This is a genomic window from Pseudoalteromonas 'SMAR' (assembly GCF_048515945.1).
In the GTDB taxonomy this organism is placed as follows: domain Bacteria; phylum Pseudomonadota; class Gammaproteobacteria; order Enterobacterales; family Alteromonadaceae; genus Pseudoalteromonas.
Genome location: NZ_JBLWMW010000005.1, coordinates 47,855 through 63,576, shown reverse-complemented (window position 1 = coordinate 63,576; position 15,722 = coordinate 47,855). Strand labels below are relative to the sequence as shown.

General features: G+C 47.6%; 13 protein-coding genes. All 13 read left to right on the top strand.

Annotated features, from left to right (window positions below):
* Nucleotides 1-233: 233 nt before the first annotated feature.
* Nucleotides 234-2,648, top strand: coding sequence for a bifunctional aspartate kinase/homoserine dehydrogenase I (thrA, locus tag ACNKW2_RS03820; RefSeq protein WP_419147352.1), 2,415 nt, complete (start codon nucleotides 234-236; stop codon nucleotides 2,646-2,648).
* 8 nt (nucleotides 2,649-2,656) lie between these two features.
* On the top strand, nucleotides 2,657-3,595 hold the full coding sequence (gene thrB / locus ACNKW2_RS03815) for a homoserine kinase (RefSeq protein WP_419147351.1): 939 nt from the start codon (nucleotides 2,657-2,659) through the stop codon (nucleotides 3,593-3,595).
* Complete coding sequence (thrC, locus tag ACNKW2_RS03810) at nucleotides 3,595-4,878, top strand: threonine synthase (protein WP_419147350.1); 1,284 nt, start codon at nucleotides 3,595-3,597, stop codon at nucleotides 4,876-4,878. The genes thrB and thrC overlap by 1 nt, the downstream gene beginning before the upstream one ends.
* A gap of 253 nt (nucleotides 4,879-5,131) precedes the next feature.
* Nucleotides 5,132-6,388, top strand: coding sequence for a serine hydroxymethyltransferase (glyA, locus tag ACNKW2_RS03805; protein ID WP_336569114.1), 1,257 nt, complete (start codon nucleotides 5,132-5,134; stop codon nucleotides 6,386-6,388).
* Between the two features lie 285 nt (nucleotides 6,389-6,673).
* Nucleotides 6,674-7,123 carry a transcriptional regulator NrdR gene (gene nrdR / locus ACNKW2_RS03800; RefSeq protein WP_336569115.1) on the top strand — a complete coding sequence of 150 codons (450 nt, stop codon included), beginning with the start codon at nucleotides 6,674-6,676 and terminating at the stop codon, nucleotides 7,121-7,123.
* Nucleotides 7,120-8,235 (top strand): bifunctional diaminohydroxyphosphoribosylaminopyrimidine deaminase/5-amino-6-(5-phosphoribosylamino)uracil reductase RibD, encoded by a 1,116-nt coding sequence (ribD, locus tag ACNKW2_RS03795; protein ID WP_419147349.1) that lies wholly within the window; start codon nucleotides 7,120-7,122, stop codon nucleotides 8,233-8,235. Before nrdR ends, ribD begins: the two co-directional genes overlap by 4 nt.
* Before the next feature lies 1 nt (nucleotide 8,236).
* Complete coding sequence (locus ACNKW2_RS03790; protein WP_419147348.1) at nucleotides 8,237-8,893, top strand: riboflavin synthase; 657 nt, start codon at nucleotides 8,237-8,239, stop codon at nucleotides 8,891-8,893.
* 29 nt (nucleotides 8,894-8,922) lie between these two features.
* On the top strand, nucleotides 8,923-10,035 hold the full coding sequence (gene ribBA, locus ACNKW2_RS03785) for a bifunctional 3,4-dihydroxy-2-butanone-4-phosphate synthase/GTP cyclohydrolase II (protein ID WP_336569118.1): 1,113 nt from the start codon (nucleotides 8,923-8,925) through the stop codon (nucleotides 10,033-10,035).
* Between the two features lie 116 nt (nucleotides 10,036-10,151).
* Nucleotides 10,152-10,616, top strand: a complete 465-nt coding sequence (gene ribH, locus ACNKW2_RS03780; protein ID WP_336569119.1) for a 6,7-dimethyl-8-ribityllumazine synthase — start codon at nucleotides 10,152-10,154, stop codon at nucleotides 10,614-10,616.
* A gap of 11 nt (nucleotides 10,617-10,627) precedes the next feature.
* Nucleotides 10,628-11,038, top strand: coding sequence for a transcription antitermination factor NusB (gene nusB / locus ACNKW2_RS03775; protein WP_336569120.1), 411 nt, complete (start codon nucleotides 10,628-10,630; stop codon nucleotides 11,036-11,038).
* A 43-nt stretch (nucleotides 11,039-11,081) separates the two neighbouring features.
* Nucleotides 11,082-12,044 (top strand): thiamine-phosphate kinase, encoded by a 963-nt coding sequence (gene thiL / locus ACNKW2_RS03770; RefSeq protein WP_419147347.1) that lies wholly within the window; start codon nucleotides 11,082-11,084, stop codon nucleotides 12,042-12,044.
* Nucleotides 12,045-12,052: 8 nt separating this feature from the next.
* Nucleotides 12,053-12,535: a phosphatidylglycerophosphatase A family protein gene (locus tag ACNKW2_RS03765; RefSeq protein ID WP_419147346.1), complete on the top strand. Its 483-nt coding sequence runs from the start codon at nucleotides 12,053-12,055 to the stop codon at nucleotides 12,533-12,535.
* A gap of 24 nt (nucleotides 12,536-12,559) precedes the next feature.
* Complete coding sequence (locus ACNKW2_RS03760) at nucleotides 12,560-15,640, top strand: two-component regulator propeller domain-containing protein (protein ID WP_419147345.1); 3,081 nt, start codon at nucleotides 12,560-12,562, stop codon at nucleotides 15,638-15,640.
* Nucleotides 15,641-15,722: the final 82 nt, after the last annotated feature.

Genomic DNA, 15,722 nt, shown 5'->3' with positions numbered 1-15,722 from the left:
ATGTTGGGCTCTATTTTCACCATGAAATTTTTGCATAATTTATTTTGATTTTCTGTATTGACAGCTAGCCTAATCATCAGGCACTCTAGAATTATGAAAACGAATATTATCACTACGACCATTATTACAACCACCATCCTAACGGGATAGTGGCATAGGTCGGTGCAAGTTTAAAAAAGGCCTGTGTTCACTTCGAACACAGGCCTTTTTTGTTTTTAGGAATGAGGAAAATAATGCGAGTACTAAAATTTGGAGGGTCGTCCCTCAAAGATTATGCCTGTTTACAAAGTGTCGGTGCTTTAGTCAAAGACTACGGGGGGCAGCAAGGGCTCATTGTGTTATCGGCACCAGGTGGCATGACCGATCAATTAGTGGAGTTAGTAGCCCTTGCCGCCAGCGGCACTGACTTTGAGCCACAATGGCAAGCGTTAACCAGCCGTTGTCAGCAGTTTTACCAGCAAGTTGAGCAAGACTATGGTAGCGTTTCACAGTGGCCCGATTTTGCGGCTTTGAAACAACAACTTGATGGAGTCAAGCTATTACGTTATTGCCCTGAGCAAGTTGAGGCCTTTGTTATTAGTTTTGGCGAGCGGGTGAGCGTGGCCTTGATAACAACGATGTTGCAAGCCGAAGCCATTGCACTGGATGCCGTTGCTTGTGTTAAAACACAAGGGGGCTATGTCGATGCCGAAGTAGATCTTAAGCTTAGCCGATTGTGCTTTAGTGAAATGGTACGCTCGCAAGCCTCTCGCTTTTATGTCATGGCTGGGTTTACTGGCAGTAATGAAGCCGGTGAGCTCACAACTCTGGGTCGAAATGGCTCAGACTATTCGGCTGCCGTCGCTGCCGCCTGTTTAGATGCCGAAGTATGCCAAATCTGGACAGACGTAGATGGGGTATACAGTGCCGACCCTAGACTGATAAAAAAAGCCATGAAAGTAGACGTACTGTCTTATAAAGAAGCCATGGAGCTGTCTTATTTTGGTGCTAAGGTGTTACACCCAAAAACCATTCTGCCTTGCGCTAAAGCCGATGTACCTTGTGAAATAAAAAATACGCATGCGCCAGACGTTCCAGGCTCTGTGATTTGCGCTCAAGGGGGAGGAGAAGCCCCGGTCAAAGCGTTATCAAGCCTCGATAATTTAGCTATGCTAACGGTGGCGGGTCCTGGCATGAAAGGCAAAGTGGGCATGGCCGCACGGGTGTTCTCAGCCTTAGCTGCCGATAACGTTTCTATCGTCCTCATTACCCAATCCTCATGTGAGTTCAGTATTAGCTTTTGTGTTCATGAACAAGATTTAGATCTGGCATTACAGGCACTAGAGCACGCCTTTGAATTGGAAACGCAAGCGGGGCTGATTGACCCCATTGAAGTGCAAAGGAACCTGGCGATTGTCACGCTAGTAGGTGATAACATGCGAGCACACAAAGGTTTGGCCGCAAAGTTTTTCGCCTCGTTAGCACAAGCTCAAGTGAACATTGTCGCCATCGCCCAAGACTCTACTGAAAGCGCCATCTCTGCGGTGGTCGACGGTGAGCTGTGCCAAGACGCCGTAAAAGTGTGTCATGAAAACTTTTTCACCCACATGCCATCCATCGATGTTTTCTTAATCGGTTGTGGCTTGGTGGGACAAGAGCTAATGCAGCAGTTTCATAAGCAGCAAGCTTGGCTTGAACAGCGCAACATTCGTTTAAATCTGTACGGCATTGCCAACTCATCCAAGTGCTATTTAGACAGTGAAGGTGTGCCTTTTGATAATTGGTCATTGGCATTACAGCAAGCCCAGCAGGGCTTTGAGCTTGCCACCCTGAGCCAGTTCGTCAAGGAGAATCATTTAATTAATCCGGTGATCGTGGATTGCAGTGCCTCACAACAGGTTGCAGACAACTACCTCGATTTTCTTAATGCCGGCTTTCATGTGGTGGCGGCAAACAAAAAGGCTAACACCGGCTCCTATGCCTATTACCAAGCATTGCAACAGGCTGCGTTAAACAAACGTCGGCACTTTTTATATGAAACCAATGTCGGAGCTGGGCTACCAGTATTAGATAACCTCAAGTTACTATTTGGCGCCGGGGACGAGCTATTATCATTCAATGGTATTTTATCTGGCTCATTGTCTTATATTTTTGGCGTCTTGTCTGACGGCTTAACCTTGTCACAAGCCACGGAAAAAGCGAAACAAAATGGCTTTACTGAGCCAGATCCCCGCGACGACCTATCGGGCACAGATGTGGCGCGTAAACTGCTTATTATCGCCAGAGAGTCAGGATTGCCACTGGAGCTTGAGGATATCGAGGTCGAATCGGTGTTGCCGGATGGCTTTGCTGAAGGGGCCAGTGTCGATGAGTTTATGCAGCAGTTACCGCAATTAGACGCCGTCTTTGCAGAGCGCATTGCCGCAGCTAGCCGAGAGGGCAAAGTGCTGCGCTACGTTGGCACCATTGAGCAAGGTAAGTGCCGAGTCGGAATTGAAGCAGTAGATGCTTGCCATGCATTATATGATATTCGCGATGGTGAAAATGCCTTGGCTATTCTCAGTCAGTACTATCAGCCCAAACCTGTGGTGATCCGCGGTTATGGTGCCGGAGCTGAAGTGACTTCAGCAGGTGTATTCGCTGATATTCTAAAAACATTGTCGCGCTAGAGGTAAAGATGAAAACATTTTATGCTCCTGCCTCGATGGGAAATTTCTGTGTCGGCTTTGATGCTTTGGGCGCTGCGATACAGCCGATTGATGGTTCCTTACTGGGCGATCAGGTGAGTATTGAAGCGGCCGCGACAGACAGCTTTAGCTGTATTGGTCCATACGCTGACAAGCTTTCTCCACAGCCTGAAGACAACCTTGCTTATCAGTGCTGGCAGCACTTTAAACAGCAGGTAGCGCCCACCATGCCAGCCGCGGCAATGACCTTACATAAAGGGTTGCCAGTGGGCTCGGGGTTAGGGTCGAGTGCGTGCTCTGTGGTGGCTGCGTTTGCGGCGCTTAATGACTTTGCCAACACTCAGCTTTCCCGCGAGGCGATGATAGAACTCATGGCTGATTTTGAAGCGAAAGTCAGTGGTGGTCGTCATTACGACAACATCACACCCTGTTACTTAGGCGGCTTACAGCTGACCGCTGATTGCATTGCCGGCAAAGCCTTACAACTTGACTGCAATGCCAGCTGGTATTTTGTTATTGCTTACCCAGGTTTTGCCTTGAATACGGCCAAGGCACGTGCTGCATTGGCCTCGCAGGTCTCGCTAGGCGATACTATCGAGTTTGCCCAACGCCTGTCTGGGTTTTGTGTACTTATGCAAAGCGGACGCTTTGATGAAGCACTGAGCATGATGCAAGACACCATTGCCGAAGCGGCACGAGCGCCATTAATTTCTGGCTTTTATGAAGCAAAACAAGCGCTTGAAAACCATGTTGCTGAGCTTGTAAGTATTTCTGGTGCCGGCCCAACGCTGTTTGCGCTATGCACCTCATTGGATAGCGCCAAGCAAGCACAAACGTGGTTACAGCAGCACTACATTAATGAAGCTGGGTTTAGTCATATTTGCCAACTTGATAATAAAGGCACAAGAGAATTGGGGGAGCAGGGATAATGAAATTAGAGAATTTAAAAGATAGAAAACAAGTGGTGTCATTTGTTGAGGCAGTAAAAGTGGGCTTGGGCCGTGATCAGGGAGTGTTTTTTCCAAAGCAGTTAACGCCATTAGCAGACATTGAGAGTTTGCTTGAGCAACCTTTTGTAGAGCGTAGCAGCAAAATTTTACAACACCTCATTGGTGATGAGCTACCGGCCGATAGCATTACCAGTTTGGTGGCAAATGCATTTAACTTTCCTGCGAAACTCGTTCCAGTTGCAGCACAGCAATACTGTTTGGAGCTGTTCCACGGTCCCACGCTAGCGTTTAAAGACTTTGGCGGGCGCTTGATGGCAGAGTGCATTGGCATGTTTAGCCAAGGAGAGCGGGTCACCATTCTAACGGCCACCAGTGGCGACACGGGAGCAGCCGTTGCCCACGCTTTTTATAACAAAGAAAACGTGGATGTGGTGATCCTCTATCCACACGGTAAAATCTCTTTGGCTCAGCAAAAGCTGTTTACTACCCTTGGTGGCAATATCCATTGTTATGCGGTAGATGGCAGCTTTGATGACTGCCAAGCTATGGTTAAATCGGCATTTTTAGATGATGAGGTAAAGCAAAAGCTGGGGCTCAATTCGGCCAACTCGATCAATATTAGTCGCCTGCTAGCACAGGTGTGTTATTACTTTGAAGCACTCGCGCAATTGCCTAAAGCTGAGCGTAACAAGGTACACATTTCTGTGCCCAGTGGTAACTTTGGCAATGTCTGTGCGGCGATGATTGCAGCAGCCATTGGCTTGCCAATTGCCAAGCTCAGTGCCACAACCAACCAAAATGACACAGTGCCGCGTTATATTGACTCTGGTGAGTGGGCACCGAACGCCACATTAGAGTCACTGTCCAATGCGATGGACGTGAGCAAACCTAATAACTGGCCTCGGGTAGAAACCATGTTAGAGAGAGGGGATTTTAGCAAACATGACTTTTATTCACGTTCGGTGTCAGAGCAGCGAACTCGGGAAGTCATGCTGGAGCTACTGGCTCAGGGCTACTTGGCTGAACCACACACGGCCATTGCTTACGAAGGGTTGCAACGAGACAGTGAGCCACAAGCAACCGGTATTTTTCTCGCCACGGCTCATCCGGCAAAATTTAAAGAGTCGGTTGAAAATGTTATAAATCAAGAGATTGAGATGCCTGAAGCGCTTGCTGAAGCCTTACAAAAGCCATGCTTAGCAGAGCCTCTCAGCGCTGACTACTCGGCGTTAAAAGATGCCATGATGGCGAAGTTACTGTGACAGCCACGAGCTAATTACGGGGTGCTTGCCCCCCGTTTTCGCCTAACCCATTCACTGCTATATTACCATTTTTAATGCAACTTCTGTTTTTGTATAAAAATTTTAAATGTTTAAATAAAAAAATATCATCGCCGTAGGGGTGTGAAATAAATTCAATCCCTGCTTAAATATGGCCATGCTAATTTTACAGATGAATGAGTGTGGCTATCACCTCAGCATCTTTTAAAACCTTTACGTTTACCTAGGAGAAACCATGTTAGAACGTAACATGAACATCGCAGATTTTGATCCTGAACTACATGCAGCGATTGCGGCGGAAACTTCGCGCCAAGAAGAGCACATCGAGCTTATCGCCTCAGAAAACTACTGTAGTCCACGTGTTCTTGAAGCACAGGGATCGCAGTTAACCAATAAATATGCTGAGGGTTATCCAGGTAAGCGTTATTACGGTGGTTGTGAGCACGTCGATGTGGTTGAGCAATTAGCCATAGACCGCGCTAACGAACTATTTGGTTCAACTTACGCAAACGTGCAACCACACGCAGGTTCGCAAGCCAATGCAGCGGTTTTCCAAGCGCTTCTTCAGCCACACGATACCGTACTAGGTATGAGCCTGGCACACGGTGGCCACTTAACTCATGGTTCGCACGTAAACTTCTCTGGTAAAACCTATAACGCCATTCAATACGGCCTAAACGAAGAAACCGGTGAAATTGATTACGCCCAGGTTGAAGCATTAGCTCTTGAGCACAAGCCAAAAATGATCATTGGCGGTTTCTCTGCTTATTCAGGTATTGTTGATTGGGCTAAGTTCCGCGAGATTGCTGATAAAGTAGGTGCTTACTTACTGGTTGATATGGCACACGTAGCAGGCCTTGTTGCCGCGGGTGTTTACCCAAGTCCAGTGCCTCACGCCCACGTAGTTACCACCACAACGCACAAAACGCTAGCAGGCCCACGTGGTGGTCTGATCATTTCAGCTTGTGGTGACGAAGATATCTACAAAAAGCTAAACAGTGCGGTTTTCCCTGGTGGTCAAGGTGGCCCTCTGTGTCACGTAATTGCGGCTAAAGCAGTGGCGTTCAAAGAAGCACTTGAGCCAGAGTTCAAAGCATACCAAACCCAAGTGGTAAAAAATGCCCAGGCAATGGTAGAAGTACTGCAACAGCGCGGCTACAAAGTGGTTTCTGGCAAAACAGATAACCACTTATTCCTGCTTGACCTGATTGACAAAGACATCACGGGTAAAGACGCAGATGCGGCACTGGGTAATGCCAATATCACGGTAAATAAAAACTCAGTACCGAATGACCCGCGTTCACCGTTTGTTACTTCTGGTCTGCGTATTGGCTCGCCGGCTATCACCCGTCGCGGCTTTAAAGAAGCGGAATCGAAAGAGCTTGCAGGTTGGATCTGTGACGTCTTAGATAACATCAACGACCCAGCGGTTCAGGCCCAAGTGAAAGAAAAAGTAAAAGCAATTTGTGCTAAATTACCGGTTTACGCATAAAATCGCACACAAAAAAGCAGTTTTTTTGTTATGATTAAGGCCGCATTTAAGCGGCCTTTTTTGTTTGCCCGGTTCTCATTAAGGTCGCTCTAGCCAATTGCCTGTGTATTCGTGATAACAGTCGGCAAAGCTGGTCAAGGCGAGTGATGGCTAAACTCAGTCAAACACTCACTGGTATTCCAGCCTCGTTTGGTTAGCGATGAAGCCGTTACGCATTAACATGCGATGACGGCATAAACATCCTATTTAGTTTTGTAGAGCTGGGGTTAGTTAACGAGAACGCTTATGCATTGCCCATTTTGTACAGCCAAAGACACCAAAGTGATCGATTCCAGATTGATCGCATCCGGTCATCAAGTTCGCCGCCGCCGTGAGTGCATTTTATGCCATGAGCGCTTTACCACCTTTGAAGGCGCTGAACTGCTTATGCCCAGAGTGATAAAACAAGATGGTTCGCGTGAGCCTTTTAATGAAGACAAACTCCTCAATGGTATGCATCGGGCGCTAGAAAAGCGTCCCGTTAGCACCGAACAAATAGAAGAAGTGGTACATAAAATTAAGTCGCAAATTCGTGGCACTGGCGAGCGCGAAGTGTCCAGTGACTTGATTGGCGAATGCATCATGGAGTCATTAAAAAAACTCGATAAAGTGGCGTATGTGCGCTTTGCTTCTGTGTATCGCTCGTTTGAAGATATTCGTGAATTTGGCGAAGAAATTGCGAGGCTAGGAGATTGAGCCAGTCGTTTAGCCCACAAGACCAAGCCTATATGCAGCGCGCCATTGCGCTGGCAAAGCGTGGTCAGTTTACCACCAGTCCTAATCCCAATGTTGGCTGCGTGATTGTTAAAAACGATGAAATTGTTGGTGAAGGCGCGCACCTAAAGGCAGGTGAGCCACATGCCGAAGTGCATGCACTGCGAATGGCAGGCGCTCGTGCCCAAGGGGCCACCGCTTATGTAACTTTAGAGCCGTGTAGCCACTATGGTCGCACGCCACCCTGTGCTGAGGGGCTGATCAAAGCCAAAGTCGCCAAAGTCATTGCCGCGATGGTGGACCCCAACCCCGAAGTCGCTGGGCGCGGTCTGGCGATGTTACAAGACGCTGGCATTGACACCGCATCAGGGCTGTTAGAGCAGCAAGCGGTAGAGCTTAATCGTGGTTTTTTAAAGCGCATGGCAACGTCTATGCCGTTTGTGAGCTGTAAATTAGCCGCCTCCTTGGACGGTAAAACAGCGCTGAATAATGGCCAAAGTAAATGGATCACCTCTGAGCCCGCTCGCCTGGACGTACAACAACATCGCGCCCAAAGCTGCGCCATTCTCAGCGGCGCCGATACCGTGCTTGCAGACAATGCCCGATTAAACGTGCGCAGTGAATTTGCCGCGCAAGTAGAGTATCCATTAACGCAAATTCGCCAACCGCTGCGTGCCGTGATTGATTCTGATAATCGATTGACTCCGGACTTGGCTTTTTTTCAAATTGCTGCACCGATAGTTATTTTTCGCCGTACTATTGATAATTCACACGATTGGCCTCACTACGTAGAACAAATAGTTATACCTGAAGTGGCAGGAAAGCTGGATTTACAGGCGATTTTGCAAACGCTCGGTAACAAACAGTGTAATGCCTTGTGGTTAGAGGCTGGGGCCACCTTATGTGGTGCCATGCATGAGCAAAACCTGATTGATGAATACATTGTTTATTTGGCACCTAAAATCATAGGTCCAGGGCGGGGGTTGTTTAATACACCGGAACTGACTCAGATGAGTGACATCGCTGAGCTGCAATTTAATGCCGTGAGCCAAATTGGCCCAGATATAAAAATCATCGCAAGTAAAGAGAAGTAATATGTTTACAGGTATTGTTGAAGCAACAGGTAAAATTAGCGAGCTACAGTTACAAGGCGGTGATTTAATTGTCAGAATTTCTAGCTCGTCACTGGATATGCAGGATGTGCAATTAGGCGATAGCATTGCCACCAATGGTGTGTGCTTGACCGTGACAGCAAAGTTTAACGACGGTTTCCGTGCCGATGTCTCTAATGAAACACGGGCGCTAACGCTGTTTTCTGAATACCAAAAAGGTCAACTGGTGAACCTTGAAAAGGCGCTGCAGCCGACTTCGCGTTTAGGTGGTCACTTGGTCTCCGGGCACATCGATGGCGTTGCTGAAGTGGTGGCGATTAACCCTAATGCCAGAGCCACGGAGTATTGGTTACAAACCAAACCTGAGCTAATGAAATACATCCCCTATAAGGGATCTGTTGCTATCGATGGTATCAGTTTAACGGTGAATGCCGTAGAAGAGAATAAATTTAAATTGACCATAGTGCCACATACGGCACAAGAAACCACCGTAGCGGGGTTTCAGGTTGGGTCAATGGTCAACCTTGAAGTTGACCAAATTGCGCGCTACCTCGAAAGATTAATTCATGCCGAGCAAGGCGCAGCCAGCGGTTCTACTCTCACAACAAGTTTATTGGCGAAAGCTGGCTTTATAAAGTAGCCAAAGACAAAGTACAAAATGGGAAAACTATGAGTTTAAACACTGCTGAGGAAATCATTGCTGACATTAAAGCCGGTAAAATGGTAATTTTAATGGATGATGAAGACCGAGAAAATGAAGGTGATCTGATCATTGCGGCAGAACACATTACACCAGACGCAATCAATTTCATGGCGACCTACGGCCGCGGTTTAATCTGTTTGACTATGACCCAGGAGCGTTGTGAGCAATTAAACTTACCGCTAATGGTAAAGTCGAATGGCGCGCAATTTTCCACTAACTTTACTTTGTCTATCGAAGCGGCAAAGGGAGTCACTACCGGGATCTCAGCCGCTGACCGAGCGCGCACCGTTCAGGCTGCCGTTGCCAAAGGCGCAGTACCAGAAGACATTGTGCAACCAGGGCACATTTTCCCTATTATGGCGCAGCCAGGTGGAGTATTAACACGTGCAGGGCACACTGAAGCAGGCTGTGACTTAGCCAGACTTGCCGGTCTTGAACCGTCATCGGTGATCGTCGAAATTCTCAACCCCGATGGTACCATGGCACGTCGCCCGCAATTGGAAGTGTTTGCTAACGAACATGGCATTAAAATTGGCACCATTGCCGATTTAATTGAGTACCGCAACCTTAATGAAACCACCATTGAAAAAGTGGCACAGTGTAAACTGCCGACTGAATATGGTGAGTTTAATCTAGTGACTTACAAAGACACCATCGACAATCAACTGCACTACGCCATGATTAAAGGCGAAGTGAAAAGCGATGCGGCCAACCTAGTTCGAGTGCACTTGCAAAGCACCTTTAATGATATTTTGCATTCAGACCGCAGTGCTGACAGAAGTTGGACTTTGCCAAGTGCCATGCAATACATCGCCGAGCACGATGGCGTGTTGGTGATTTTAGGTAAACAAGAGCACAGCGAAGACATCGAAGCTTTGGTTAAAGCCTTTGCCGCAGAAGATGCCGGTGAAAAAGTGAATTACCGCAAGTTTCAAGGCACCTCGCGTACCGTAGGGGTGGGCTCACAAATTTTGGCGGATTTGGGGATCCAAAAAATGCGCCTAATGAGCTTACCGAAAAAGTATCACGCGCTGTCGGGCTTCCACCTCGAAGTGGTTGAATACGTAGAACCGCAATAAAAAATCACAGCCAAATTGATTGTTATTGTCTACGCTGAGATAGTAGGCGAATGTCATAATACTGTGTTATTATGCGCCTCAATTTGGCAATTGCTCAGACTGATTAGGAACATCTGATGAAAGTAATCGAAGGTAATAAATACGCACCAGGCAAAAAATTTGCCATTGTCATTTCACGCTTTAATGATTTTATTGGCAGCAGCTTGTTAGAAGGCGCCGTTGATGAATTAAAACGCACCGGCGGTGTGAGTGAAGATGATATTACGGTTGTATATGTACCTGGCGCTGTAGAGCTACCACTGGCGGCAAAACGCATTGCAATGAAAAAAGAGCATGATGCTATCATTGCCCTAGGCGTGATTATTCGCGGCGGTACACCTCACTTTGATTTAGTCGCTAACGAGTCAAACAAAGGCTTAGCCAGTGTTTCACTCGACTACGATGTTCCAGTGGCTTTTGGCGTACTGACTACTGAAAGCATTGAGCAAGCCATAGAGCGCGCGGGCACCAAAATGGGCAACAAAGGCGGCGAAGCTGCTCTTGGTGCACTGGAAATGGTGAACGTGCTTGAGCAAATTTAAGAGGAATCTCAGTGAAACCAGCAGCTAGACGCAAAGCACGTGTACTCGCTTTACAAGCTATTTATTCATGGCAGCTAAGTGGCAATCCAATTGCCGATATTGAACAGCAAATGCTTATCGAGAACGACGTCAGCAAAGTTGATGTCGAATACTTTAAAGACTTGGCTCGTGGTGTGGTCGTAAACCAAAAGCAATTGGATGAAGTCATTGCACCACACCTAGCACGCCCACTTGCTGAGCTCGATATGGTCGAGCTGGCGGTGTTACGAGTAAGCGCTTATGAGCTTAAGTTCCGCGAAGATGTACCATACAAAGTGGCCATTAACGAGGGCATTGAGCTGGCGAAGATGTTTGGTGCTGAAGAAAGTCACAAGTTCGTTAATGGCGTACTAGATAAAGCCGTTAAGTTTATACGCAGGTAAGTGTGATTAAAGGAACAGCCGGCCTAGGCCGGCTTTTTTGTGTATGAAAGAATTTGAGCTAATCAATCATTACTTTAAAGGTCGTGGCATCGTTCGTCGCGATGTTGAACTGGGGATCGGTGATGACTGTGCATTAGTCAGTGTTCCCGATGGTTATCAATTAGCGATCACCACAGACACCTTGGTGAGCGGAGTGCACTTCTTCTCCGATATCCCAGCAAAAGCCTTAGGCCACCGTGTTATTGCGGTTAACCTCAGTGACTTAGCAGCCATGGGCGCGGAGCCTGCGTGGATTTCGCTAGGCTTGACCCTGCCGAATGCGGATATGGATTGGCTCGAGGCGTTTACCGCTGGCATGCATGAAATTGCTCAGTATTATAATGTCCAAATCATTGGCGGAGATACCACCCAAGGACCACTGACCGTCACTGTGTGTGCCAAAGGTATTTTACCCGCAGGCAAAGGGCTAAAACGCAGCGGTGCTAAGGTGGGTGACTGGATTTATGTCACTGGGCCTTTAGGAGATGCAGGTTTGGCCATTGAAGCGCGCAAGCAAGGCTGGTCGCTAGCCGCTGAACACTTGGCGGCAGCACAGCACAAGTTTCACTTCCCTGCGCCACAGGTGGCTGCCGGGCAAGTACTCCGAGGCTTAGCCACTGCAGCGATTGATATCTCTGATGGTTTACTGGCCGACCTACAACACATTCTTCGCAGTTCCGATGTTGGTGCTAAAGTAGACGCCGATAAGGTTCCCATGTCTACGGCGTTAACTGAGAGCTTGGCAGAGGATCAAAGATTAGCACTGGCGCTTGGCTTTGGTGATGATTATGAGCTGCTGTTTACCGTCAATGACAATAACAAAAGTGCTGTTGAAAGTCGCTTACAACAGTATGGTGTAGAGCCGGTTTGTGTCGGCCAAATTACAGCCCAAAGTGGTGAAATTCAATTGCTCAACCAAGGCCAGCCGTACCAATTACGTGGTATGGGATTTGAGCACTTCAGCTAGGAGTCGGTTTGATTACGCAGTACAAATTTGATTTAACTAAACCCCATCAGTTTTTTGCCTTAGGGTTTGGTTTAGGGCTTGCTAGGAAGGCGCCTGGAACCGTGGGCACCATAGGCGCACTGCCATTTATTTTTCTTACTTATGGCATGCCAATTTGGTTTCAAGGCATTGTTGCTATCATCATGACATTGTTTGGTATTTGGGTTTGTGGCAAAACCGCAGATGATGTTAATGTACATGACCACCCCGCTATTGTGTGGGACGAGGTGGCTGGATTTTATATAACCATGATTGGTGCTGCCTTGAGTTGGCAGGCATTGTTAGTGGGGTTTATTTTATTCCGCTTTTTTGACATTCTAAAACCCGGTCCCATCCGCTTTTTGGATAAGCGCCTTCATGGCGGCTCGGGGATTATGCTAGATGACGTATTGGCTGGTCTTTTTTCATTGGTTTGCGTGCAAGCTTTGTTTAAAACTGGCATTTTAACTTAACTGTGCTTATGTGATGGAATCCCAATGACACGGCTCTTGTTTTTGCTTTTTGGTTTGCTGCTTTCAAGCTCGAGCTTGGCGGCCATTGACGACTATGTTGTCAAACAGTGGAATATACAAAGCGGATTACCATCGCAAAGTGTTAAAAGTGTGGTACAAGACGAGCAGGGCTACATTTGGTTAGGCACCCAGTTTGGCTTAAGTCGTTTCGACGGTCATCAATTTCAAAACTTCAACACCCAAAATACCGACTTTCTCAATAGTAACGCCATCAATAAGTTGCTGGTGGACCGCTTTGGGATGTTATGGATTGGCACCCGCCGCGGCTTATTGCGCCTAGACCCACAAACCATGGTGGCGCAGCGGTTTGACTTACAAGGTCCGGTGCGTGACATTTTGGCTGATGAAGACGGTGGTATTTGGGTTGCCGCCAATGGTCTTTATTATGTCTCTGCGAAAAAGTTAACCCTTGCTGCAAATAACATCGAGCAATCCAACCTCAGCGTCACTCAGATTAATCAAATCGTCGGCTCCGTCACCAAAATGGCACTGGTGCCTGATGGCATTTGGCTGGTCAATGAGCGGCACTTGCTGAAAATCAGCGAGTCCAGCAACCGTAGTGGTGATGGCGTTAGACTGGAATTGGCCAGCAAAGTCTCTCTTCCTGAACAGCTGGCCCAAACCATAGTGCATGACTTGGCTTGGGTGGATGGGAAGTTATTTCTAGCTTCTGAGTTAGGTGCCTACTTTCTCGACTTTGACGAGGTGCTAAGGCGCTATCAAGAAGTAGGCAATAATGCCGTGTATAAGTTCCTCAATGACAAAGAGGGTGGACTCTGGGTATCCACCTATGGCCGTTTATTATATCGTCAGAGTAATGGTATTTGGCAGTCCGTTGAGCCCATACAGCTGGATCAAAGTATTTGGTTTGCTGATATCTTTATGGACGATGACAGCAATATATGGCTAGCAAGTTTGAACGAAGGGCTATGGTTAGCCCATGCCGGTAAAGTGGAACGCCATCATATTGGCCAGCGCAGCAGTCAAGCCATTTCAGCCATTACGCAAAGCCCAGATGGCGACATTTGGGTTGCCAGCCGAGAAGGGCTTGGGATCATCGGCCCCAGAGAGGGCTATAAGCCAGTGCTCAGCAGTTTACAGCTCAACCGCTCGGTGATCCACGATTTAGAATTTGTTGATGAGCGCTTAATTATCGGCACAGATCGCGGCGCTTTGTTGTATGAAGAGGGATCGCTGCAACCGATTAGCGATCGTGAGCTACGACAAAACCCGGTGTTCTCGTTAAGCCCATCAAACCGTGGCGGCATGTGGTTTGGTACTGGACGAGGACTGTATCGTCTTGATTATAATGGCATCACGCCGTTTGCTTACAATGCCTTTTTAGGCAGTCAATTTGTCACCTTTGTGCAAGATTTTCCCCGTTACGGCTTTATTGGCACCAATAAAGGGGCGTATCGCTATAACGACAAAGGCATTGAAAAAATTGGTGCGCAGATTTCTTTAGACTCGGCTTACGTCACCAGTATTTTGCATCTAGATACCGTGACCACCTTAGTAGGATCGCTTAATGACGGCTTATTCTACCGTACCAAGGCCGGCGACTGGTATCAGCTCGATGCTTCCAACGGCTTACCTTATGGCTCCATTTTTTCTCTGCATTTTGATAAAAATAACCAACTGATCTGGGTCAGTACAATGAAAGGTGTGTATCGCATGCCAGTGAAGCAGTTCAGCAATAAGATAGAAAGCCTCAAAGTTGAGCAAGTGATCAGTCCATTTGATCGCCAGCTCGACGGTCGACCCAGTCAATGCTGTTCAGGCCTTGGCCATGATGCGGTGGTAGAAACCGATGAAGCGATTTTTTATCCCAGCTTACAAGGGGTGGTGGAAATCCCTAAAAACGTACAGCTGTTCGGCGGCGGGGATTTACAGCCGCGCTTTGAGTCTTTGGTCACAGACGAGCGCACATTAAGCTCAAACGCGCTCACTTCTGAGGTTGAACTCGATACCTCAGAGCGTGACTTAACCATTAATTATACCGCGATTGATTTTTACGCCCCTCACAGCATTGAGTTTCGCTATCGCTTAGAAGGGCATGACAGTCAATGGCGCGATGCCCAGTCTCGTCGCGAGGCGATTTATACCAACTTGCCGCCGGGCAACTTTCGCTTTCTGCTAGAAGTAAAGCGTCAAGGGCAAGACTGGGAGCAAGCGAAAACCTTGGCTCTGGATATTCTGATGCCGCGGCGCTTTGACGAAACCGTGTACTTCAGGCTGTTTATTACCTGTGCTTTTGTGTTTATGTTCTACCTGATCTTCTGGGTCTTCAGAGCGCAAGAAAGACGCAAGCAGGCCGCCTTAGAAGACTTAGTTGCTGAACGTACCACCGAGTTACGTAAGGCCAATGAAAAGCTTAACCAGGTCAATACCCAGCTAAAACTGGTGAGCCACTCTGATGAGCTCACTGGGCTGCGGAGCCGCCGTTTCTTATTCGACCAATTGCCCAAAGACGTTGAGCACTATCAGCGCAACGCGCAATCCTTACAGGCACAAAACAAGAGCCTAGTATTGATGATCATGAATATCGACAATTTCAGTAAGATCAATGATTCTTACGGGCCCATTGGCGGCGATAGCTGCTTGCAACAGCTTGCCACGTTACTGAATACTCGCACCCAAGGCTCGGATTACGTGGTGCGCTGGAGTGGCGATGAGTTCTTATTGTTGCTCAGGGATTTCAGTCGCGATCACATTGAAGAATACGTAAGCGACTTGTGTAAGGCCATTGCAGAGACAGATTATTTATTGCCCAATGGTAAGTCCACCAAACTTACAGTATCCATGGGCTGGTCTTATTATCCGCTGCCGCTATTAGGTGGCAAGGTAATTGGCTGGGAGTCATCGGTGAATTTAGCGGATATTGCTTTGCACCAAGTGAAACAGCGCGGAGGCGATGGCGCCGCCACCATCATTTTTGATGATCAACTGGATGCCTTTGAATTTGAACAAAGTGCCAATATTGAGGAACAACTGGAGTTGCTCCAGAGTAATGGCTTAGCCGACGTTAAAGTCTGGATGCGCTAGTAGTATTAATACCACTGCGGTTTACTTAAGCGAATGAATAAAAAAGGCTTCTCAGTAGAAGCCTTTTTAGTATTTGGAGCTA